This is a genomic window from Gluconobacter vitians (assembly GCF_015244565.1).
GTDB classification, from domain to species: domain Bacteria; phylum Pseudomonadota; class Alphaproteobacteria; order Acetobacterales; family Acetobacteraceae; genus Gluconobacter; species Gluconobacter vitians.
Window position 1 is genome coordinate 40,723 of the sequence record NZ_JABCQG010000005.1, and the last position, 22,491, is coordinate 63,213.

Genomic DNA, 22,491 nt, shown 5'->3' on the forward strand with positions numbered 1-22,491 from the left:
TAAGAAGGATGCGTACAGGGTAAGGGATCAGACCTCATGGGACACGCCCCTGCCGGTGACGACGGAAACTTCGACGAACGCCTCAGGCGTGCCCGTCAGAAGCTCGATCCCCGCTCAGGGGAATTCGCCGTAACCGACGAGGGCAATGGTGACAGTTCCATGTCATCCCTTGGACTGGCGATCCGCGTGGGAACGGACCTTGTGGCCGGGCTCGCGGTCGGTGTAGCCATAGGCTACGCGCTGGGTCACTGGTTCGGGTACAGGGCTCTGTTCCTGTCCGTTTTCGCCCTGGCAGGATGTGGTGCCGGCATGTTGAATGTCTGGCGGGTTTTGAAGGATTCGGACATGGTGTCCGGACCGAAAGATGACGGGAGAAGCCAGCGTGGCAGCCGGATCGACGATTGACGCGCTCGGACAGTTCGAGCTCCATCCGGTTCTTGGACATCTGGGAGAAGCCCTGCGGTTCTCGCAGTCGCCACTGTTCATGCTGATCGCCGCCGCCGTCGTTCTGGTCTTCCTGTATGTCGGAATGCGCCCCGCCGCCGTCGTGCCGGGCCGCCTTCAGGCCGCCGCCGAAATCAGCTACGATTTCGTCCATGACCTCGCCGTCAGCACGATCGGTGAAAACGGCGCAACGTTCTTCCCGTTTGTCTTCGCGATCTTCTTCTTCATCCTGGCGGGCAACTATCTCGGTCTGCTGCCCTTCTCCTTCACGTACACCAGCCATATCGCCGTAACCTTCGGCCTGGCCATCATGGTGTTCATCATCTCGATCCTTGCTTCCATCCGTTTTCAGGGTGTCGGCTTCCTCAAGCACTTCCTGCCCGCTGGAACGCCTGTCTGGCTTGCTCCGCTGCTGGTGCCGATCGAGCTCATTTCTTTCCTTTCGCGTCCGGTCAGCCTGTCGATCCGACTTTTCGCCAACATGGTGGCGGGTCACGTGCTTCTGGAAGTGTTTGCCGGCTTCACGATCATGCTCGCCGGTCTGGGCGCATTCGGCCATGTCCTGGCCATCGCCCCGATCGCGATCAACATCGCGCTGACGGCCCTCGAACTGCTGGTGGGTGTGCTGCAGGCCTATGTGTTCGCCATCCTCACCTGCATCTATCTGCGTGAGGCCGTCGCTCACTGAGCCACACCAGCTTCGCACTAACCCTTTTAATCGACCCAACAAGGAACCTGACAATGGACGTTCAAGCCGCTCACGAATTCGGCATCAGCATCGCCCAGGCCGCCCGTGACCTCGGTGCCGGTATTGCCGTTTTCGCCCTCGCCGGTGTCGGCATGGGTCTCGGCAACATCTTCTCGACGCTGATCAGCTCGGTTGCCCGCAACCCGGCCTCGCGTCCGCATGTCTTCGGCATCGGCATGCTGGGCTTCGCGCTGACGGAAGCCGTCGCGCTGTTCGCCCTGCTGATCGCCTTCCTGATCCTGTTCGCCTGAGGTCGAACATGTACCGTACGCCACGCCTCTTCCTGTTCGCCGCTCCGCTTGCGGCCGTGCCGGGCCGTGCCGTGGCTGCGGGCATGCCACAGCTGAACTTCCACGATCCGCTGCTGATCGGACAGGTCGTCTGGGGAGCCGTCATCTTTGGCGGCTTCTATCTCGCCCTGAGCCGCTTCGCACTGCCGCGTGTCGAACGGGTGCTGACCAACCGTCGGACCCGGATCCAGAACGATCTGGATGTTGCCCGCAAGGCCAAGGCTGAAGCCGACCGTGCCAGCGCGGAACTCCTCAGCGTCCGTCATGAAGCAGCCGAGCAGGCCCGCGCCCATGTGGAGCGGATCCAGAGCGAAGCCCGCGCCAATGCGGAGGCTCACGCTGCGGAAACGGCAAAGCGCCTCGAAACCGAGATCGCAAACGCCGAGACCCGTATCACCCAGTCCCGTGAACAGGCCCTGTCCAGCCTGTCCGAGATCGCCACCAGCACTACCCAGGATCTGGTGTCGCGTCTGATCGGCACGCAGGACGAACAGACTGTCGCCAGCGCCGTCAAACGCGTCAGCGCCTAAGGAGACGAAGATGTTCCACGATCCCCGGTTCTGGACCGCCCTCGCCTTCGTCCTGTTCTTCGTCATTTTCGGGCGCAAGCTCTGGATCGCCGTCACCGGCCATCTGGATGCACGTGCCGACAGCGTCCGCCACGATCTCGACGAGGCTGCCCGCCTGCGTCGCGAAGCCGAGCAGATGCTGGAAGATGCCACCCGCGAGCGTGAAAAGACCCTGGCCGAAACACAGGCCATGCTTGCACGCTCCGAAGCCGAGGCCGCCGGTCTGGCAGAACGCGCCCGCAGGGACGCCGAAGCCGCCGCAACCCGTTACGAAAAAATGGCGCAGGATCGCATTCACGCCGCCGAGCGTTCGGCCATCCGTGAAATCCAGGATCGCGCTGCCCAGATCGCTGTTGCCGCAGCCCGCGACGTCGTGTCGACCCGTCTGACGGAGAGCCCCGACATCGCCGCAACCCTGATCGACAAGGGCATCGACAGCCTGCCGGAAGCCCTTCGGCGCTCCGCTGCCTGATCCGATGCCCACCTCCACGGTGCAAGGTTCCTTTCATGACGACGGACAGCTTACAAGGCTCTCCGTCGTCATGGCCGTTTTGAACGAGGCGGAGAACATCCTCCCTGTCTGTCAGGAACTGGCAGACACCTTCGGCGCCGACCCTTCTGTAGAAATTCTGGCAATTGACGACGGCAGCACCGACGCCACCGTCAAAAAGCTTCTGGAAGCCAGGCAGACGCTCCTGCCCTGCCTACGGATCATCAGCCATCCAAAACGCCTCGGTAAATCCGCTGCCCTCCGCACCGGCATTACTGCCGCAAAGGGCCAGTGGATCGCCACCATCGACGGCGATGGTCAGGACGACCCATCTGCCATCCTGAAAATGCTGGATCGCGCCGCATCGGCTCCGGGCGCAGCACCGCTGGTCGTGGGCGTCCGGCGCAAGCGCAATGACCGCCTGTCCCGCCGTATCGCAACACGCTTTGCCAATGGCCTGCGTCGCCGCCTTCTGAACGACGGCTGCCCCGACACCGGCGCACCGCTCAAGCTGTTCTCCCGCGAGCTCTTCCTGAAGATCCCGCAATTTGAAGGCGTTCATCGTTTCCTGCCTGCCCTGCTGGGACATTACGGCGCGCCACTGATCTGCATCGAAGTCCAGCATCGCGCACGCCTTCATGGTAGCTCGAAATATACAAATTTCAACCGGGCCCTCGTGGGAATCCGTGACCTTCTGGGCGTCATGTGGCTTCAGAACCGCACGCACCTGCCCGACCATCTGACCGAACACTGAAGCCGTCACCGGATCCGGCCCTCCGGGATCCTGCCGCATGCCCGGCCTGACAGAACGGCGCGGAGAGTCCCCATGACCCTGAACCTCCGGCATTATGCTCTTCTCGGGCTGCTGGCCTTTCTGCTCGCACTCCCCGGCCGCATGACGCTCCCGCCGCTCGATCGGGACGAACCCCGCTATATGGAAGCATCCGAACAGATGCTTCTCTCCCACAACTTCATCGACGTCCGCTTTCAGGACAAACCACGCTATCTCCAGCCGGCCGGCATCTACTGGCTAGAAGCGGCCTCGACTGCCGCCGCCGAAAAGATCTTCGGTCCCTCGGTTCTGCGCAAGACCTGGCCTTACCGGATTCCAAGCCTCCTCGCCGCCACCATCATCGTGCCTCTGACGGCCTGGATAGGCGCAACGCTTTTTGGCGGAGCGACTGGCCTGATGGCGGCAGGGCTGCTGATGGTCTCAACCCTGTTCGTCGCCGAAAGCCACATGGCGACCATCGACACGGTCCTGCTGCTGGACATCCTGTGCATCGAAGCCGCCCTTCTGTGTGCTCTCACCGATCGGCAGAAGAACCGCCCGACCCATCTCCGGGTTGCGATTGCATACTGGCTCTCGCTGGGTGTTGGTCTGATGCTCAAAGGACCTGTCGTTCTGATCCCGGGCTTCGGTATGCCCCTGGCCTTGTGGCTGCTGGAAAAAGATCGCTCATGGTGGTCCCGCCTACGCCCGCGCTGGGGCTGGCTGCTCATGATTGCCGTCGTTGTTCCATGGTGCGTGGCCATTGAGGTCATCAGCGGCGGCGACTTCTTTGCTCGTGCCGTCGGCCGTAATTTTCTTGGCAAGGTCGCCCATGGTCAGGAAGCTCACGGCCTTCCCCCCGGCTTTCATCTTCTGGTTTTCGGACTGGCCTTCTGGCCCGGCTCACTGTTTGCAGCTCTTGCCATTCCCGCCATCTGGAAAAAACGGAAGCTTCCCCAAGTCCGCTTTTTACTCAGCTGGATTATCCCACACTGGCTGGTGTTCGAACTGATTGCCACCAAACTTCCGCACTACGTCCTGCCAACCTATCCGGCGATTGCGATACTTACCGCAGCAAGTCTTGTGGCATGGCCAACGCCTACCGTGCCCCGATGGGCAAAAGCCCTTTTCGGCATTTACGGTGTGCTGTGGACAGCCATCGGACTCGCCTTCTGTTTCGCTGGCAGCATTGCCCTCTATAAACTTGAGCACACATTTTCCCTGTCCGCGCTGATCGCCCTTGGAGGAACCCTACCTCTGGTTCTCGGTGCGATCTTGATGCTCCTGAAACACCAGCGTCGGCAGGCAGCCTTCTGCGCGATAGGTGCCGCAGTTATCGCGCATGCCGGCCTGTTCCTGAGCGTCATCCCCAAGCTGCAGACCATCCGTCTCAGTCCCCGGATCGCAGAACTTTTCGACGATGTCCGGCCTTGCAATGACAGCGTGCTTGTTTCGTCATCCTATTCCGAACCAAGCCTCGTCTTCCTTGTGGGTCCCAACACCCAGCTCATAGGTCCGACCGAGGCGGCCAAATATCTGCATGATCATTCGCAGTGCAGCCTTGCACTGATCGACCGCAAGGATGAACCCGCCTTTACCCAGGCACTTCTCAAATATGGTCTTGAGGTTGTGGAATACGGCCGTGTCCATGGACTGAATTATTCTAATGGACATCATCTGGATCTCGGACTTTTTGCGCCACGCTAAATCTGATTTCTCTAATTTTTTTCATAAAAATTAAGAAAATTCTCGAGCTTTTCATCCTTTTGACGCCGTCAAAATCCAGCAGAATCAATATTTTTTTACCTTCCCCCCGATATTTTCATGACTTGAAATCTTCAGAAGAGAGCCTTTGAGTAAAATAGTTTTTTGTCCTATGTTTTAAATATTGTATCTGATTTAGAACATTAATGGTTGTGCAGGAGAAAATTAATGATAGTATGCCAGATAGATGAATTTTCCGTTAATGGTATACGGGGATGGGCTACAGATACCGAAAACCCATCACAACCTGTATTTCTGCACGCTCTGGCAGACGGTCAGGAATTCCTTCAGTTCCATTGTACAGATCTCCGTGAAGACGTTTATGAAGCTGGAATTCCCTCAAAAAATACAGGCTTCCATATTACGGTTCCACATAGTTTACTTGATGGCGAAGTCCATAATATCACCTTTAAAAACCGTCTCAATCAGATTGAAATCTACTCAGACAACCAAAAACTGGAATATATTCCTTTTGCTGCAAAGCTTCCCGTCGAAACACGTTCCTTCGTTGATGGTCTGAAACAGGGCGTTCTAAGCGGTTGGGTCGTTTGCGGAAATGATATTGAAGGCTGGAAAGGAAATCAGCAGCTTCTCGTAACCTGCGATGGTCAGAAAATCGCTCAGGTTGAAGCCAACAGATATCGGGGTGATGTCGGAAAAGCCCTGTCCTGCGATCCTTACTGCGGTTTCCAGTTTTCGCCACCCGAACTGTACCGCAAACCTTATCAGCAGGAGTTCCGTTTCTACGTCCTGCCTGACATGATCGAAGTTACAAACAGTCCCTGCCTGACGAGCTTCGTGACTGACGCTCACGAATCCCTGATCATCGACGTCATCGACAAGATTGATTCCCTCCATGTTGAACTGACCCGTTTGCGCCGTCAGGTTCGGGAAATCCTTCCACAACCTGGTTTTACGATCGCAGACTACCATTCCTGGGCAACGTCCTATTTCCCGGTCCTGCGCAAATACGTTGACCGCACCCGGGACGACGCAACCATCACTGGTAACCCGCTGGTCAGCATTGTCTGTCCCGTTTGGAATCCCAACCTCACGGATTTCAGGGCCGCAGTTGAGAGTGTCATGGCCCAGACATGGCAGAACTGGGAACTCATCCTTGTCGATGACTGCAGCAAGAATCCTGAATTACGGGCTGTCATTGAGGACTTTGCCAAAGTTGATCCTCGCATCAAGCCGCTATTTCAGGAGAAGAATGGTGGTATCAGTATTGCCACCAATGCTGGTCTTGCAGCCGCTAAGGGTGAATGGATCGCCTTCTTCGACCATGACGACCTGCTTGCAGATGTAGCTGTCGAATACATGCTGCGCGAAGCGCAGAGAAGTCACGCCGATCTCATTTATTCCGACGAAGACAAAATCGATGCCAGCGGTTACTACAGAGAGCCGGCATTCAAGACGGACTGGAACTACCGACTGCTTCTAGGCGTCAACTACGTCTGCCACTTCGTGATGATCCGTCAGTCCGCACTGCAGAATGTTGGTGGACTGAACAAGGATTATGATGGAGCGCAGGATCATGACTTCCTGCTGCGCGCGTCTGAACATGTTCCGGCCGACAAGATCCATCACGTCCCCGAAATTCTCTATCACTGGCGCATCACGGCAAACTCGACCGCTTCAGACATTGGCAACAAACGCTATGCCATTGATGCCGGCATCAAGGCCGTCAGCGATCATCTTGCCCGCAAGAACCTGCCTGCAAAAGTGGACTCTCAGATGGGAATGACGCTTTACAAGGTGGATTGGGAGTTCAATCAGTCTCCCTCAGTCACAATCATCATTCCTTACAAGGATGAAATTGCGACAACAGCCCGTTGCCTGGAGGCTATCCAGAAATATACCCGTTATCCGAATTACAAGGTCATCCTGGTCGATAACTGGTCCATCACAAAGGAAGCTGCGGCATTCGCGAAAAAAGTCGATAAGATTCCCAATGTCGAGATTCTGACCGTCAAGGAACCTTTCAACTATTCCCGCATCAACAACCTTGCTGCAAAAGACGAAAAATCTGATTTCCTTCTGTTCCTGAACAATGACGTCTTTGTCGAACAGGAAAACTGGCTGCAGATTCTGGTCAATGAGGCTCTTGCGGACCCGCAAGTTGCGATCGTTGGCGGCAAATTCGTCTATCCGAACCAGACAGTTCAGCATGCCGGCGTCTTGCTCGGGATCGGGGATGTTGCTGGTCATGCCCATGTCGGTATCCCACGCAATGAAGGCGGTTATGCAGGCCGCGCCTATTTCCCACAGGAAATTTCGGCCGTTACAGCCGCTGGAATGCTGATCCGCCGTCCGGCTTTCGAGCTGGTTGGTGGCTTTGATGAAGAACACCTCAAAGTCGCATTCAATGATATTGACCTGTGCCTCAAAGTCAGGGACGCTGGCTACAAAGTCATCTGGACGCCGGAATTCTGCGCAGAACATCACGAAAGTCTCAGCCGTGGCAGTGATGATCGCCCCTCAACAGAACGTCGCTTCTTCCACGAAACACAGTTCATGATCGAGAAATGGGGAAACACGCTCCTTACGGATCCGTTCTACAACCCTCATTTCACGCTTGATCGTCAGGTCTTCTTTGACCTTACAATTCCGGGAGTGGACGAAACACGATACTCGCCACTGGCATCTACCAGAAAAAAAATCCGTCCTCTTTGGCCCGTAACCACGTCTACAGCCGAGGAGAAAAAAGCGTCTGCACCTGAAGAACCGACGGCCAAAAAGCCTCCGGTCAGGGCGCGACGGAAGAAAACATCAAGCACGACCATTACAAGCCCCGTTGAGTAATCTTGGGGCTCCACTCTCAAAATAGATTATGAATTACAGGCCATGACTGTATGAAAAACAGTCATGGCCATCTCTTTAAGAGACAGTCTGAAGCGGTCCAAGAGATCGCCTCTTTAAGAATCCAGAAAATATTAACCTGTTTCTAGACACTAAATAACCATTTCTGTGCACAGATACAGGAAGCTATCACGCAATCAGCTGATCTTTTTTTATTATCTGTAGCAGCCATATATCGGGAAAATACCGTGGTGGAGCTGAGGGGAATCGAACCCCTGACCTCCTCATTGCGAACGAGGCGCTCTCCCATCTGAGCTACAGCCCCACGACAGAACAATAGTTCTCCTCTTCGCGCAGGCTGTCAAGCAGACCTGCACGCAGGACGTTGTTCTGTGCTATCGCTATGACTACAAGCGTTCTCCGACCGGCCTTTCGGCTGCCCTTCCGACATTCGACGAGGTTTCATATGGTTGCCCTGCACGCCATTATCCTGATGCTGATCCAAGCTTTCGTATGGATTCTGCTGGCCTACTGCATCCTGTCGATGCTGCTGGGTTTCGGGATCCTGGATATCCGCAACCGCTTTTTCTATTCCATCTTCAATGCGCTGGCCCGGATCGTCGAACCCGTGATGGCCCCGATCCGCAACATCCTGCCCAATACCGGCGGTATGGATTTTGCCCCGATGGTTGTCCTGCTTCTGATCCAGTTCCTGGTCTATCCGGCTGTCAACCGGATTTTCTTCATGCTTGCGACCCATAACAGCTTCTGACGCTGCCTATCTCAGAGCGCGCCAGACCTCTTCCAGAGCGTCCACCAGAACAGGTCCTGTCACATGATGCTGCGTCCCATCCGGACGCTGCATCCAGACTGACCAACTCTCACCGTTCTGACGTTCCATTGTCACAGCCCAGTTGTCCGGAAGACGCGAGAAAACCCGCTCCATCCGGACCTCAGGCGTCAGCGGCTTGGCGTAATTATGTCCCATTCCAGATAACCTTCCCCTTCTGAGGCGGCCGGGATCTCAACCCGTCCCGCCCACAGTCAGACCCGAAATCTTCAGTGTCGGCTGTCCGACACCAACCGGTACGCCCTGTCCGGCCTTACCACAGGTTCCAATCCCCGGATCGAGCGCCACGTCCGAACCGATCATGGAAATCTGGTTCATGGCGTCTGCCCCGTTCCCGATCAGGGTAGCGCCCTTTACTGGACGAACAATTTTTCCATCTTCCACCAGATAGGCCTCTGACGCCGCGAACACGAACTTGCCGGACGTGATATCGACCTGTCCGCCGCCAAAGTTCACGGCATAAAGTCCGCGCTTCATGGAGCGGATCATTTCCTCCGTCGTGGCACCGCCTTCCAGCATCAGCGTATTGGTCATGCGCGGCATGGGAGCATGGGCATAGGATTCCCGACGCCCATTCCCAGTCGAGTGCGTCCCCATCAAGCGGGCATTCAGCCGGTCCTGAAGATAGCCGGTCAGGACCCCGTCTTCGATCAGAACCGTCCGTGATGTCGGCGTCCCTTCATCATCAATGCTCAGCGAACCACGGCGCTCCGGCAGCGTCCCGTCATCGATCACCGTCACACCCGGAGACGCCACCCGCTTGCCGATCATCCCGGAAAAGGACGATGTGCCCTTACGATTGAAGTCGCCTTCCAGACCGTGTCCCACGGCCTCATGCAGTAGAATACCCGGCCATCCCGGGCCAAGTACCACGTCCATTTCACCCGCAGGTGCAGGCGCGGCCTCCAGCGTAATCAGGGCCTGCTTCAGGGACTTGTCCACTGCCTCACGCCACGTTTCTGGAGCCAGAAGCCGGTCCAGTTCATAGCGTCCACCAAGGCCGCAGCTTCCGCTTTCCCGCTGACCGTCCTTCTCCACAACGACCGACACATTCATGCGCACCAGAGGTCGCAGATCCGCAACATCGCCGCCTGAATCTGCACGCCGCATGATCTGCACGGCCTGCCACTCGGAACTGAGCACGGCACTGACCTGCACCACCCGGGAATCCAGACCGCGCGCATAAGCGTCAATCTCGCTCAGAACAGCTGCACGCGCTGCAAAGTCCGTACCTTCAAGCGGGCGGGAGTCGCCATAAAGCCGCTGGTTCGTTGCCTGCGGACCCGGCGCCATGATGCCGCTGCGCCCCTGCCGCACGGCACCGACCGTACTGACGGCACGTTCCAGGGCATCCCGGCTGATATCATCCGCATGCGCGAAAGCCGTTTCCGTCCCCAGAACAGCACGCAGTCCAAACCCCGAGGACGTGTTGAAACTGGCCGATCGGATCGTCCCGTCATCCAGACTGATGCTTTCGTTCTCCCGGTATTCCAAAAAGAGCTCGCCATCATCCACACTATCAAGCCCGCGATTGACGAGCGCCCTGGCATCATCGCGGGTCAGCTTTGAATCGGGTCGCCCGAAAAACAGGGCATCGGTCGTCGCAAGAGCGCCCAGAGCATCAGCAGCAACAGACATGGAAAATCTCCAGACAGAACAGACCGGCTTTCCCGGCAGACAGATTGAACAAGAAATGGCTCACAGCGCAGGACTTTTAAGAAAGGGCCTTTTCCAGCCGTTTCAAGGCCTCGCGCAGGATCTCGGGCTTTTTGCAGAAGGCAAACCGGATCAGGTTCTGCGGAGGCGTCTCTCCACCCGGATCATAGAAGGCTGAAACGGGGATCGTCGCCACACCCGCATGTTCGATCAGCCAGCGGGCAAATTCTACATCCCCCCTACCCTGCGCATGCCGCGAAATATCCGCCACGATGAAATAGCTGCCATCCGCCGGCAGTGTCTCAAAGCCCAGCCGTTCCAGCCCATCCCGGAGCAAATCGCGCTGCGTCTCCATCTGGGCCGAAAGCGCCTGATAATAACTGTCATCCTTGTTCAGGCCGTAAGCCACGGCGCGCTGCAGATTCGGCGCGGTGGCAAAGACCAGAACCTGATGCGCCTTCGCCACCACGGATGCCAGCGCTGCCGGCGCCGTCACATACCCGACTTTCCAGCCCGTCAGGGAGAAGCTCTTGCCTGCACTTCCGATCCGCATGCAGCGCTCGCGCATCCCCGGCAGCGTCATCAATGGTACGTGTTTCACGTGAAACGTCAGATGCTCATAGACTTCATCGCAGATCGCATAGGCGTCATGCTCCCGCACCAGCTCCGCGATCAGTTCCAGTTCTTCGCGAACGAAAACCTTGCCTGAAGGATTCATCGGCGAGTTGAGCATGATCGCTTTCGTCTTCGAACCGAACGCTGCCCGCAGCTCCGCCTCCGGCAGGGACCAGTGCGGCGGCGCCAGCCTGACGCAGCGCGGCACCGCACCCAACAACTTCAGCGCAGGCAGATAGGTGTCATAAAGCGGCTCGATCACGACCACCTCGTCACCCGGTTCCACAACCGCCATCAGACATGCTGCCAGAGCCTCCGTCGCACCGGACGTCACGACGATTTCCGTCGCAGGATCCACATCCAGACCATAGAAACGCCGGTTGGACGCCGCCACAGCCTCGCGCAGTTCCGCCAATCCCGTCAGCGGCGCATACTGGTTCCGCCCGTCCCGCAACGCCTCGGCCGCAACCTGAATGATATCCTGCGGTCCCTCCGTATCCGGAAAACCCTGCCCGAGATTGATCGCTCCATGCTTCACGGCCAGTTGTGACATGATCGTGAAGATGGTTGTTGGAAGACCCGCAAGATACTGGTTCGGCGTTTTCATTGATGATTCCCAGAACTGATTTCCACCACATCCGACAAGGCAGAAAGCGCGCTACCATCGCAGGCCAGAGCAATGCTGCAAAGCCTTGCCAACCTCCGCGACACCGATATTCACGGCAAACTGCGTCGCGGATGGTCCCGAACCGGATTCTGTTCCCTGATCGCGCCCCGGGATCACCGGACCTGCAAGTAAAACCCTGTTCGCATTCGTAAGATTCCGTCGTAAATCCGCGAAAATGCGTAATTTCCCGTACTCGACAGACGGGCATTTGTCGCTTAATCGTTTTGCAGCCGTTTACACGATGCAAGGCGACAGATCGATGGCCAAGAAAGCCCCCACTTCCTCTACCGTGAAACCGAAGGCCGCTCCGGCGCGCCGTCCCTCGAAGGCCGCAGCCCCCAAGGCTGCTCCCGCAGCAGCTGGCAAGCCGCCCGCCCCGAACCCGCAGGCCGTTGCCCGCGTCTTCGAGATGATCCAGGAGCACGCGGCGGAATTCGTCGATCTGCGCTTTACGGACCCCAAGGGCAAGTGGCACCACACGACCCAGACGGTCTCGACCATCGAAGACGATACCTTCGTTGAAGGCTTCATGTTCGACGGCTCTTCCATCCAGGGCTGGAAGGCCATCAACGAGTCCGACATGGTCCTGCTTCCGGATCCGGAAACGGCCGTCATGGACCCGTTCTCCGCCAAGCCGCAGCTCATCCTGTTCTGCGACATCATCGATCCGAAGACGGGCAATTTCTACAACCGCGACCCGCGCTCGACCGCCAAGCTCGCAGAAGCCTATCTCAAGGATGCCGGCTTCGGTGACACGGCGTTCTTCGGTCCGGAAGCCGAGTTCTTCATCTTCGACAACGTACAGTTCGGCACAGGTCCGAACTTCGGCATGTACCAGCTCGACAGCATCGAAGGCCCCGGCGCGTCCCTGAAGGCCTACCCGGAAGGCAACATGGGCCACCGCCCTGTCGTCAAAGGTGGCTACTTCCCGGTCCCGCCGGTGGACAGCGAGAACGACCTGCGCGCTGAAATGCTCTCCACGATGGGCGAAATGGGCCTGCCGATCGAGAAGCATCACCACGAAGTCGCCCAGTCGCAGCACGAGCTCGGCACGAAGTTCGCAACGCTCGTGAAGTCCGCCGACTTCATGCAGATTTACAAGTACTGCGTGCACAACGTTGCCCATTCCTACGGCAAGACGGCTACGTTCATGCCGAAGCCGATTGCGGGCGATAACGGTTCGGGCATGCACGTTCACCAGTCCATCTGGAAAGACGGCAAGCCGAACTTCGCCGGTGACAAGTATGCCGACCTATCCGATGAGGCGCTGTATTACATCGGTGGCATCATCAAGCACGCGAAGGCCCTGAACGCCTTTACGAACCCGTCCACCAACTCCTACAAGCGCCTGATCCCGGGCTTCGAAGCCCCCGTGCTTCTGGCTTATTCCGCTGCGAACCGTTCGGCCTCCTGCCGTATCCCGCATGCGACCAACCCGAAGGCCAAGCGCGTTGAAGTCCGCTTCCCGGACCCGACTGCCAACCCGTATCTCGCCTTCGCCGCCATGCTGATGGCCGGCCTTGACGGCATCCGCAACAAGATCCACCCGGGCGACGCCATGGACAAGGATCTGTACGAACTGCCGAAGGAAGAGCTGGCCCAGATCCCGACGGTCTGCGGTTCGCTCCGTGAAGCTCTTGAAGCCCTCAAGGAAGACCATGCCTTCCTGCTCGAAGGCGGCGTCTTCACCAAGGACCAGATCGAAAGCTACATCGACATCAAGTGGCCGGAAGTCTACAAGTTCGAACACACGCCGCATCCGGCAGAGTTCGAGATGTACTACTCGGTCTGATCCGGGTCAGAACATCAGCTCTAGGAAAAGCCCGGCCTTCGTGCCGGGCTTTTCTGTTTCCAACACTCCACTTCAAGACGGCCCGATGATCCCTCCCGCCCTTCAGGCCTTCTCCTCGTCCGCCCTGCCAATCCTCGACATTGCCGGCACGATCGTCTTCGCCATCTCTGGCGCCATCGAGGCCGCACGCTCACGTCTGACCATCGTGACGTTCATGTTCTTTGCCGCCATCACCGGCGTCGGCGGCGGCACCGTACGGGACCTGCTGATCGGCGCACCCGTCTTCTGGATGCACACATCAATCCCGATTGCGGCCTGCCTGCTTTCGGCCATCGCCGTGTGGTTCACACCGGCCCGCTTCTGGCCGGCCCGCGCGGTGGAATGGTTCGACGGTTTGGGGATCGCAGCCTATGGCGTCTTCGGTTCAGCCAAGGCGTTGGCCTACGGGATCCCTCTGATTCCGGCGGCCCTGATGGGGATTGTCAGCGCCTGTATGGGGGGTATTTTCCGGGACGTACTGGCCGGTGTCCCGTCCATCATCATCCGGCCGGAGCTTTACGTCACGGCCGTAGCTCTTGCGTCAGGGAGCTATGTTGCTCTCACCGCAGCAGGCGTGAACAACACCGCCGCGGCCGCAGTCGCTGTTACCGCAGGGTTTGCCCTGCGGGCCATTGCCCTCATCAAAGGGCTGGGTCTGCCGCATTATCGCCGGTAAGCCGCAGACCCTTTCTGTCAGTCAGGCGATGACGTCGAAACCGACATCCTCGACCACATGACGCAGCGCCACCGGCGTAACTTTCTGCTCGTCATACTGGATCGCCGCCTGCCCCGGATCGAGCGTCACCTGTGCAGACGAAACGCCCGACACATTGGACAGTGCAGACTGCAGCTTGCCAGAGCATCCCTGGCAGGACATGCCATCAACCTTGAACGTCACCACCGAAACCATAAAGAGTCTCCTGTTTTTCAAAGGCTGCTCCGCAAAGCAGTCGCTCCCCGAAAAGGGGCATATTCCCACAGAAATGCAAACAGCTATTTCAGGCCGCGTCAGCAGCCTCGTCCAGCGGCTGGACCTTCATGATCTCGGCCTGAGCACCACACTTGGCAAGGGCATCACCCAGAACCTTGAAATGCGGCGCAGCCAGATGCGCCTCGAACCCGGCTTCCGAAGCCCAGACCTCGTTGGCCACGAACCGGCCAGCCTTCTCGACATCCTTGCTGATCACATACTGGCGGCAGGCGTCTTCCTTGCGGGATTCCACGACACAGGCTGCAAAAGCCGCTTCAGCCGCTGCTGCATGTTCAGCGGGAACCGTAACAACAGCCGTGATGTGAACCGTCTGGCTCATGATGGAACTCCTCATATCCGATAGAGCTGCCCTGCCCCGTTTTTCATGCAGGCAGGCAGCGTTTCACGTGAAACCATACCTCACTCCTTTGTGATAAAGAACCCGTGCCGGGTATCAGAGTTCGGACAGAAAAAAGGCGCCTCCCCGAAGGAAGACGCCTTTGCCAAACACCGAACTGGAGAGCCTGCTCAGCCTTCCGCGTAGGTCGAAATATCCGGGCAGGAACAGACGAGGTTCCGGTCCCCCCAGGCATTGTCCAGACGCCCGACCGGCGACCAGTATTTCGCCGTATCCACACCACCGGGGAAACACCCGGCCTCGCGGCTATAGGACCGCTCCCAGTCCCCCGCCAGATCCGCCGTCGTATGCGGAGCAAAACGCAGCGGGCTGTCTTCCATCCCGACGCGTCCGGCTTCGACCTCGGCAATTTCCGCACGGATGGCGATCATCGCATCGCAGAAGCGATCCAGCTCGCCCTTGCCTTCGGATTCCGTCGGCTCAATCATGAATGTTCCCGCCACCGGGAAGCTGACCGTCGGCGCGTGGAAACCATGATCGATCAGACGCTTGGCGATATCGTCCACCGTCACGCCGACCGCATCCTTCAGCGGCCGCAGATCCACAATGCATTCATGCGCCGTAAAGCCATTCGTGCCGCGATACAGAACCGGATAATGCTCACCCAGACGCGAGGCGATGTAGTTCGCATTCAGGATCGCCATCGTCGTCGCCTGACGCAGCCCCTCATCGCCCATCATCATGATGTAAGCGGCAGAAATCGGCAGGATCGACGCAGAACCATAAGGCGCTGCGGACACGGCAACACCATGCTGTCCCGGCAGATACGGCGCGAGATGCTTGCTCACACCGATCGGCCCCATACCCGGTCCGCCGCCGCCATGCGGAATGCAGAACGTCTTGTGCAGGTTGAAATGCGAGACATCCGCGCCATACAGACCCGGCCGCGCCAGCCCGACCTGCGCATTGAGGTTCGCACCATCCAGATAGACCTGACCGCCGGCTGCATGAACCAGTTCACAGATTTCGACGATCCGCTCCTCGAACACGCCATGCGTGGACGGATAGGTGATCATGATGGCCGCCACGCGCCCGTCATGCTGCGCGATCTTCGCCTTCAGATCCTCGACATCGACATTGCCGTTCTCATCGCAGGCCACGACAACAACCCGCATCCCGACCATCTGCGCCGAAGCCGGATTGGTCCCATGTGCGGAGGCCGGAATCAGACACACGTCGCGGTTCTCATCACCGCGCGCGCGGTGATAGCCACGGATCGCCAGAAGTCCGGCATATTCGCCCTGCGCGCCGGAATTCGGCTGAAGCGACACAGCATCATAACCCGAAATCGCACAAAGCGTGCGCTCCAGATACGCGAACAGCTCGGCATAACCCTGAACCTGACCGGCAGGTGCGAAGGGATGAATCCGCGCGAATTCCGGCCAGGTAATGGGGATCATCTCCGCCGTCGCATTGAGCTTCATCGTGCACGAACCTAGCGGGATCATCGTCCGGTCCAGCGCCAGATCCTTGTCTGCCAGCGCGCGCATGTAGCGCAGCAGATCCGTCTCGGAGCGGTGCGCATGGAACACCGGATGCGTCAGCAGCGGTGCCGTCCGCGACAGGCCTTCCGGCAGTGCATCCGCCACATCCAGCGCCTGCTCGATGGCCGACAGATCCGTACCCTCGCCCGCGAACGCTGCCCAGACTGCGCGGATCGTCTCAGGCGTCGTGGTCTCGTCACAGGACATGCCAATCCGGCCATCCCCTGCATCACGCAGATTGATACCAGCTGCCACGGCGCGCGCCAGAACCTGCGACGCAGCAGCGCCAGCCTGAACGGTGATGGTGTCGAAGAACACATCAGTCTCAACCGTCGCGCCCAGCGTCTTCAGCCCGGCCGACAGGATCGCCGCCATCCGGTGCGTGCGTGCGGCAATGGCCTTCAGCCCTTCCGGACCGTGATAGACCGCATACATGGCCGCGATGATCGCCAGCAGCGCCTGCGCCGTGCAGATGTTGGACGTCGCCTTTTCGCGGCGGATATGCTGCTCGCGCGTCTGAAGCGCCAGACGATAGGCCGGCTTGCCCGCACTGTCGCGCGACACACCGACCAGACGCCCCGGCATGTGCCGCTTGAACGCATCGCGCGTCGCCATGAACGCCGCATGCGGGCCACCGGCGCCCATCGGCACGCCATAACGCTGCATCGAACCGATTGCGATATCCGCGCCCAGCGCGCCCGGGCTTTCCAGCAGCACCAGAGCCAGCGGATCACAGGCCAGAGCCGCAATCGCACCCTTTTCGTGCAGCGCTGCAATCACACCGCTCAGATCCCGCACGCGCCCCGAAGAGCCCGGATAGGACAGCAGCGCGCCGAACACGGAGGACGCATCCAGATCCGTCTCCGGATCCCCGACCACGACATCCCAGCCCAGCGGCTCAGCCCGCGTGCGGATCACGGCAATCGTCTGCGGATGCGTATCGGCATCCACGAAGAACGCCGTTGCCTTTGACTTGCCCACACGCTGCGCCAGCGCCATGGCTTCCGCACAGGCCGTGCCCTCGTCCAGCAGGGACGCATTGGCAATATCCAGCCCCGTCAGATCCGCCACCAGCGTCTGGAAGTTCAGCAACGCCTCAAGGCGCCCCTGGCTGATCTCGGGCTGATACGGCGTGTAAGCCGTGTACCAGGCCGGATTTTCCAGAATGTTGCGCTGGATGACCGGCGGCAGAACCGTATCGTAATAGCCCTGCCCGATCATGGACGTCAGAACCTGATTGCGCGAGGCGATCTGCCACAGACGCGCCAGTGCATCCTGCTCGGTCAGGGCAGCACCAATCCCGTGATCCCCGCGATCGAGAATGGCGGCCGGAATGGTCTTGTCGATCAGGTCATCAAGGCTGGAAGCTCCCACGACACGCAGCATCTCTCCGATTTCGGAAGGGCGCGGGCCGATATGGCGGGAGCTGAAATCTTCGGTCTGGGCAGGCCACAAGGTCGTCACAGGCAGGTTCTCTGGCATTTCATGAAAGCAGTGGCGGAAATCGGGGGCGGGCTGAAGAAAAAACGGGGCCTGCCAGTGCAGACCCCGCATCTCCTCAGAGGCTCTTGTACTGTTCGGCCGTCAGCAGGCCCTTGAGGTCGTCCGGGTTGGCAACCGTCATGCGGAAGATCCAGCCCTCGCCTTCCGGATCCTTGCCCACCAGCGTCGGATCATCGGACAGCGCGTCATTGAACCCGGCCAGCGTGCCCGCAACCGGCGCATAGATGTCGGAGGCCGCCTTCACGGACTCGACGACCGCCGCGGCGTCACCGGCGGCAACTTCCGTGCCCTCGTCCTTGGCTTCGACGAACACCAGCTCGCCCAGCTCTTCGGAGGCATGTGCCGTGATGCCGACAGTGCCCTGGTCGCCATCGACGCGGATCCATTCATGGGACTTCGTGTAATAGGTCGTCATTGCTGCTTTTTCCTGATCTGAAGTTCGACTGTAAGTTCAGCGCTTGAAGCCGGGTGCCACGAACGGCATTGCCCGCACATGCAGCGGCACATACTTGCCCCGCAGTTCCGCAAAGACGGGCGTATCCACCGCCGCGTAATCCGGCGTGACATATCCCATCGCAACAGGAGCCTTCACGCTCGGGCCAAACGCCCCGGACGTGACCACTCCGATTTCATTCTGCCCCTCGGCATCGGCAAAGAGCTTCGCCCCCGCCCGCACCGGAGCCCGGCCATCCGCAACCAGCCCGACGCGCTTACGCTCTACGCCATCGCGCGTCTGCTTCAGCACGACATCCGCACCCGGATAGCCCCCCTCACGCACACCGCCCTCACGACGCGCCTTCTGGATCGCCCAGCCCAGCGACGCCTCAACCGGCGTGGTCGTGACATCAATGTCATTGCCATACAGGCACAGCCCGGCTTCCAGACGCAGCGAATCCCGCGCGCCCAGACCGATCGGCAGCACATCCGGCTGCGCCAGGATCGCGCGGGCGACCTTGTCAGCATCCGCGCCCGCACAACCGATTTCAAACCCGTCCTCGCCCGTATAACCGGAGCGCGACACCGTCACGGGCACAGGCCCAGCCGCCGTGGCCAACTCGGTCTCGATCACATCCATGAAGCGCATGTCCTTCACGGCCGGGCAGAGCGGCGCCAGAGCCGCTTCCGCAGCCGGGCCCTGAAGCGCCATAAGCGCACGGTCGAACTGGCGCGTCACGACACAGCGATCGGAAAGCGCCTTCTCGATCCGGTCCGCGTCCTGAACCTTACAGCCCGCATTGACGACGACCAGCAGGTCCTTGCCCATATTGGCGACCATCAGGTCATCCAGGATTCCGCCTTTCTCATTGGTCAGCAGGCCGTAACGCTGACGTCCGGCGGCAAGTCCGACGAAATCAGCCGGAACCAGCGTCTCCAGAGCCGCAGCCGCGTCCTTCACGTCCCCGCTTTTCGCGGCAATGCGGATCTGCCCCATATGGGAGACGTCAAACAGACCGGCCTTTTCGCGCGTATGCAGATGCTCGGTCATCAGCCCGGCCGGGAACTGGATCGGCATCTCGAAGCCCGCGAACGGCACCATCTTCGCGCCAAGTTCCAGATTCAGATCGTAAAGAGGAGTACGCTGGAGGGAATCAGTCATATGGAAAGCCCCGAACCATTCTATCTAAAGACGTGAAGATGCAGACGCCCCCGGTCGCCCGCAAAACGGACCGGAAAAAACGTCGCCCCTTCTGTCCTTTCGCCTGAGATCGCTATCCCGTCGGCGGATGCGCCCAGCGCACCTCTCTCCAGAATGTCCTGACCGCCTCGGTCCTTTGGCCTGAGAGTTTCCGGGGCGGTTGCTCCTTCGGCGCCAGCCTGACGGCCGGTCTCTCCCGTGTCGGTCATCCCGATCCTGCCAGTTTCCGAAAAACTCCGCAATCGTTACGAACGCTCATGCGTTGTGTCTTTTGCCCTGTAACACGCAAAGGAAAATGTCATGGCTGGTGAACTGACGGTCATTGCCGAATTCGAAACCACTTCGGCAACCTACGAGAAATTCCTTGAAGCCTGCGCCTATGACAGCGAGCGCTCCGTGGCCGACGAATCCGGCTGTCACAGCTTCACGGTCCTCTCCCCCGAGACGGAAGCCGACACGGTCATCCTCGTGGAAGTCTATACCGACCGCGCCGCCTTCGAGGCCCACCTCAAGACCCCGCATTTCGCGGTCTTTGCAAAAGCTGTAAAAGACCTGGAAATCAAGGAACGCAGTGTCCGTTTCCTGAAGAAGAGAGCCCCCTGAACAATGCATCTGTCGAATATGAAACGCCTTTTGACCATTACTCTTCTGTGCGGCACGGTTTCAGCCTGCGCCTCACACCCGCAGCACAATCCGCGCCAGCGCCTGATCGGCATTCCCAACCCCGCAAGCGTCTACTGCATTCAGCAGGGTGGCCGTCACGGTGATGTCCGGACATCCGGCGGTGAAACCGGCACCTGCACGTTCCCGCCGAACCAGATCTGCGACGAATGGACGCTCTATCGCGAACATCGCTGCGTCGCGCCCTTGGCCCGGATGCAGCCCTGATTTTTCCAGCCCGGTCAGGCCCGAAAGGGCCACCGGGTTTTTCATTATCCGAATACATAACATGTTATGTATTCTATCCACATGATCCCCGGAATCCGAATGACCGTCCCCTCTCCCCTGAGCGCCCTGACCACACGCAACACCAGGCTCTTCACGCTTCTGCTGGAACGCGAACTCAAAAAGTCAGGCCTACGGATCGGTCAGCTCCCCGTGTTGCAGGCTTTGCAGGACGGAAAGACCCTCAATCAGAAAGCCCTCGCGGATTTTGCAGATATCGAACAGCCGGGCATGACGACGCTTCTGGCCCGGATGGAACGCGACGGTCTGATCCAACGCGAACCAGACCCGGCAGACCGCCGCAGCACACTGGTCACACTGACACCGGACGGTCAGCGGAAAAGCCGGAGTATTGTTCCGATAATGGAACATTTGACCGATATAGCACTCAAGGGGTTCACACCCCTCGAACGCGACATTCTCGTAACACTTCTGGAACGGATCAACAGCAGCCTGAAAAGCCAGCTGTAACCGCCTGCCCCTTTAATGCAGGGGCAGGCACACGATCATTTTCCGGTTTTCGGAAGATGCTCGGCAATATAGGGCGGCAGGTTGAACGAGCCGACATGGATTTCCGGCGTCCAGTAGCGCGTCGTCCCCATGATCTTCGCAGCTTCCGCACGGGTGCGGATCTGCTCAACGGTCTGCGTGTTTGGCGCCTGTCCCTTGGAGGCCACACCCAGCGTCATGAACCCGCCGACATAGGTCGGAACAGCCGCCACATACGCACCCACATGCGGGAAGAACTTCGCACGACGCAGGCTCGTCTCATACAGCTCATCAGCCTGCATGAACGGCACGCCGCACTGGTTCACGATCAGCCCTTCAGCCGAAAGGATGCGTGCGCAGTTGCTGTAGAACTCGTCCGTGAACAGCACTTCGCCCACACCGATCGGATCAGTGCTGTCGACGATGATCACGTCGAAGGAGCCATCAGCCGCCTTGGCGACATAGTCGATGCCGTCACCGACAATGACTTCGGCCCGCGGGTCGTTCCACGCGTCACCGGCAATGTCCGGCAGATACTGCTTGGACAGGTCGATCACCGCACCGTCGATCTCGACCATGACAGCCTTCTCGACCGTGTCATGCTGCAGGACGCGACGCAGAACGCCACCGTCACCCGCACCAATGATCAGCACGCGCTTCGCACAGGGATGCGCCAGAAGCGGCACATGCGTCAGCATTTCCTGATAGACGAACTCGTCACGCTCGGTAATCTGGATGACACCATCCAGAACCAGCACGCGGCCGTGGCTGGAGCTTTCAAACACCACCACATCCTGGAAGTCGGATTTTACCCGTGCGAGCTCACGCGTAACGAGAAAGCGCTGTCCCCAGTCCGGGTACAGGGTCTCGTTGAGCCATGTTTCAGCCATGGATCATCGTTTCCTTGTCGGATTGTATTGGAAAAGGACCGGTTTTTACCCGGTCCTTTCGTCAGTTCAGGCTGCTTTTGCAGCCTTGTCCTGCACGCGGCCACGCCGCACGGCATCGACCTCGATCCGGCCGGCCTGGAACAGGCGCTGCATCACCGGGATCGACAGATTCGGATCACATGCACCGCACATGAACACGTCCACGGCCGCATAATTCCGTTCCGGCCACGTATGGATCGAGATATGGCTTTCCGCCAGCACGATCACGCCGGACACGCCACCATTGGGCGTGAAGTGGTGAAAATGGCTGTGCAGGATCGTTGCACCAGCTGCCACCGCAGCTTCGCACAGCGTTTCATCGATCCGCATGGGATCATCGAGATTCCGGGCGTCCCAGAAATCGATCAGCAGGTGATTGCCAGCATAACGTTCGCCATCACGCTCAATGAAGTAATCCTTGCGCTCCTCCTCAACGAGGTGAGCTGCGCCGTTCTGGATATCTCTCGGGAGTCCCGATACCATCCCCAGTTGAGCAAGTGCGTTCATCACGTACCCCCAAACCAGTAGACAGCCTGTTGGGCAAAAATGCCCCCTTGGGCCAGGAAGCGCGCTAGTTAGCGGCCCCTCCCCCCTGATGCAAGCACTTTATGGGTTAATT

The 22,491-nt window shown here is 59.0% G+C and carries 24 protein-coding genes, 1 tRNA gene and 2 riboswitches; of the genes, 14 read left to right on the plus strand and 11 right to left on the minus strand.

Annotation, left to right across the window (positions count from 1 at the left end; all coding sequences use genetic code 11):
* Positions 1-36 precede the first annotated feature (36 nt).
* From HKD24_RS05310 to HKD24_RS05345, 8 genes are all read left to right on the plus strand, one after another.
* Complete coding sequence (locus tag HKD24_RS05310) at positions 37-405, plus strand: AtpZ/AtpI family protein (protein WP_024717171.1); 369 nt, start codon at positions 37-39, stop codon at positions 403-405.
* The gene (locus HKD24_RS05315) at positions 383-1,132 is read left to right on the plus strand and encodes a F0F1 ATP synthase subunit A (RefSeq protein ID WP_194259461.1); all 750 of its coding nucleotides are present in this window, start codon (positions 383-385) and stop codon (positions 1,130-1,132) included. Before HKD24_RS05310 ends, HKD24_RS05315 begins: the two co-directional genes overlap by 23 nt.
* An 83-nt stretch (positions 1,133-1,215) precedes the next feature.
* Positions 1,216-1,443, plus strand: a complete 228-nt coding sequence (locus tag HKD24_RS05320) for an ATP synthase subunit C family protein (protein ID WP_024717170.1) — start codon at positions 1,216-1,218, stop codon at positions 1,441-1,443.
* Positions 1,444-1,451: 8 nt separating this feature from the next.
* On the plus strand, positions 1,452-2,012 hold the full coding sequence (locus HKD24_RS05325; RefSeq protein WP_194259340.1) for a F0F1 ATP synthase subunit B family protein: 561 nt from the start codon (positions 1,452-1,454) through the stop codon (positions 2,010-2,012).
* Between the two features lie 10 nt (positions 2,013-2,022).
* Entirely contained in the window at positions 2,023-2,523 is a 501-nt protein-coding gene (locus tag HKD24_RS05330; protein WP_194259341.1) for a F0F1 ATP synthase subunit B family protein, read from the plus strand.
* Between the two features lie 4 nt (positions 2,524-2,527).
* On the plus strand, positions 2,528-3,295 hold the full coding sequence (locus tag HKD24_RS05335; protein WP_194259342.1) for a glycosyltransferase family 2 protein: 768 nt from the start codon (positions 2,528-2,530) through the stop codon (positions 3,293-3,295).
* Between the two features lie 72 nt (positions 3,296-3,367).
* Positions 3,368-5,020, plus strand: coding sequence for an ArnT family glycosyltransferase (locus HKD24_RS05340; protein ID WP_194259343.1), 1,653 nt, complete (start codon positions 3,368-3,370; stop codon positions 5,018-5,020).
* 225 nt (positions 5,021-5,245) lie between these two features.
* The gene (locus HKD24_RS05345; RefSeq protein WP_194259344.1) at positions 5,246-7,882 is read left to right on the plus strand and encodes a glycosyltransferase family 2 protein; all 2,637 of its coding nucleotides are present in this window, start codon (positions 5,246-5,248) and stop codon (positions 7,880-7,882) included.
* A gap of 246 nt (positions 7,883-8,128) precedes the next feature.
* On the opposite strand, the gene HKD24_RS05350 is transcribed toward HKD24_RS05345, so the two are convergent.
* Positions 8,129-8,204, minus strand: a tRNA-Ala gene (locus HKD24_RS05350).
* A gap of 141 nt (positions 8,205-8,345) precedes the next feature.
* Here HKD24_RS05350 and HKD24_RS05355 point away from each other — a divergent pair.
* Positions 8,346-8,651 (plus strand): YggT family protein, encoded by a 306-nt coding sequence (locus HKD24_RS05355; RefSeq protein WP_194259345.1) that lies wholly within the window; start codon positions 8,346-8,348, stop codon positions 8,649-8,651.
* 6 nt (positions 8,652-8,657) lie between these two features.
* On the opposite strand, the gene HKD24_RS05360 is transcribed toward HKD24_RS05355, so the two are convergent.
* The 3 genes from HKD24_RS05360 to HKD24_RS05370 all read right to left on the minus strand — a co-directional run bounded on the left by HKD24_RS05360 (position 8,658) and on the right by HKD24_RS05370 (position 11,607).
* Positions 8,658-8,867: a hypothetical protein gene (locus HKD24_RS05360; RefSeq protein ID WP_194259346.1), complete on the minus strand. Its 210-nt coding sequence runs from the start codon at positions 8,865-8,867 to the stop codon at positions 8,658-8,660.
* Between the two features lie 36 nt (positions 8,868-8,903).
* Positions 8,904-10,367: a metalloprotease TldD gene (gene tldD, locus HKD24_RS05365; RefSeq protein ID WP_194259347.1), complete on the minus strand. Its 1,464-nt coding sequence runs from the start codon at positions 10,365-10,367 to the stop codon at positions 8,904-8,906.
* A gap of 76 nt (positions 10,368-10,443) precedes the next feature.
* A complete protein-coding gene (locus tag HKD24_RS05370) occupies positions 10,444-11,607 on the minus strand; it encodes an aminotransferase (RefSeq protein WP_194259348.1) in 1,164 nt (387 codons plus the stop codon).
* A 469-nt stretch (positions 11,608-12,076) separates the two neighbouring features.
* Here HKD24_RS05370 and glnA point away from each other — a divergent pair, with 469 nt between their 5' ends.
* On the plus strand, positions 12,077-13,459 hold the full coding sequence (gene glnA / locus HKD24_RS05375; RefSeq protein ID WP_194259462.1) for a type I glutamate--ammonia ligase: 1,383 nt from the start codon (positions 12,077-12,079) through the stop codon (positions 13,457-13,459).
* 85 nt (positions 13,460-13,544) lie between these two features.
* The gene (locus HKD24_RS05380; RefSeq protein ID WP_194259349.1) at positions 13,545-14,174 is read left to right on the plus strand and encodes a trimeric intracellular cation channel family protein; all 630 of its coding nucleotides are present in this window, start codon (positions 13,545-13,547) and stop codon (positions 14,172-14,174) included.
* A gap of 21 nt (positions 14,175-14,195) precedes the next feature.
* Here the strand turns inward: HKD24_RS05380 and HKD24_RS05385 are convergent, their stop codons facing one another.
* From HKD24_RS05385 to gcvT, 5 genes are all read right to left on the minus strand, one after another.
* Positions 14,196-14,408: a heavy-metal-associated domain-containing protein gene (locus HKD24_RS05385; protein WP_194259350.1), complete on the minus strand. Its 213-nt coding sequence runs from the start codon at positions 14,406-14,408 to the stop codon at positions 14,196-14,198.
* Positions 14,409-14,496: 88 nt separating this feature from the next.
* Positions 14,497-14,808: a putative quinol monooxygenase gene (locus tag HKD24_RS05390; protein WP_194259351.1), complete on the minus strand. Its 312-nt coding sequence runs from the start codon at positions 14,806-14,808 to the stop codon at positions 14,497-14,499.
* A 188-nt stretch (positions 14,809-14,996) separates the two neighbouring features.
* Complete coding sequence (gcvP, locus tag HKD24_RS05395; protein ID WP_194259463.1) at positions 14,997-17,852, minus strand: aminomethyl-transferring glycine dehydrogenase; 2,856 nt, start codon at positions 17,850-17,852, stop codon at positions 14,997-14,999.
* A gap of 76 nt (positions 17,853-17,928) precedes the next feature.
* Complete coding sequence (gene gcvH, locus HKD24_RS05400; protein WP_062455063.1) at positions 17,929-18,288, minus strand: glycine cleavage system protein GcvH; 360 nt, start codon at positions 18,286-18,288, stop codon at positions 17,929-17,931.
* Positions 18,289-18,324: 36 nt separating this feature from the next.
* A complete protein-coding gene (gcvT, locus tag HKD24_RS05405) occupies positions 18,325-19,470 on the minus strand; it encodes a glycine cleavage system aminomethyltransferase GcvT (RefSeq protein ID WP_194259352.1) in 1,146 nt (381 codons plus the stop codon).
* An 81-nt stretch (positions 19,471-19,551) separates the two neighbouring features.
* Positions 19,552-19,628: riboswitch (glycine riboswitch) on the minus strand.
* Positions 19,629-19,718, minus strand: a riboswitch (glycine riboswitch).
* Positions 19,719-19,809: 91 nt separating this feature from the next.
* On the opposite strand from gcvT, the gene HKD24_RS05410 reads away from it, so the two are divergent.
* The 3 genes from HKD24_RS05410 (at position 19,810) to HKD24_RS05420 (ending at position 20,925) form a co-directional block, all read left to right on the plus strand.
* Positions 19,810-20,112, plus strand: a complete 303-nt coding sequence (locus HKD24_RS05410; protein WP_194259353.1) for a putative quinol monooxygenase — start codon at positions 19,810-19,812, stop codon at positions 20,110-20,112.
* A 30-nt stretch (positions 20,113-20,142) separates the two neighbouring features.
* Positions 20,143-20,397, plus strand: coding sequence for a putative hemolysin (locus HKD24_RS05415; RefSeq protein WP_228124190.1), 255 nt, complete (start codon positions 20,143-20,145; stop codon positions 20,395-20,397).
* A gap of 99 nt (positions 20,398-20,496) precedes the next feature.
* Positions 20,497-20,925 (plus strand): MarR family winged helix-turn-helix transcriptional regulator, encoded by a 429-nt coding sequence (locus HKD24_RS05420; protein WP_194259355.1) that lies wholly within the window; start codon positions 20,497-20,499, stop codon positions 20,923-20,925.
* A gap of 35 nt (positions 20,926-20,960) precedes the next feature.
* Here the strand turns inward: HKD24_RS05420 and speE are convergent, their stop codons facing one another.
* Together speE and speD are read right to left on the minus strand one after the other, a co-directional pair.
* Entirely contained in the window at positions 20,961-21,833 is an 873-nt protein-coding gene (gene speE / locus HKD24_RS05425; protein WP_194259356.1) for a polyamine aminopropyltransferase, read from the minus strand.
* 66 nt (positions 21,834-21,899) lie between these two features.
* The gene (gene speD / locus HKD24_RS05430) at positions 21,900-22,379 is read right to left on the minus strand and encodes an adenosylmethionine decarboxylase (protein ID WP_194259357.1); all 480 of its coding nucleotides are present in this window, start codon (positions 22,377-22,379) and stop codon (positions 21,900-21,902) included.
* Positions 22,380-22,491: the final 112 nt, after the last annotated feature.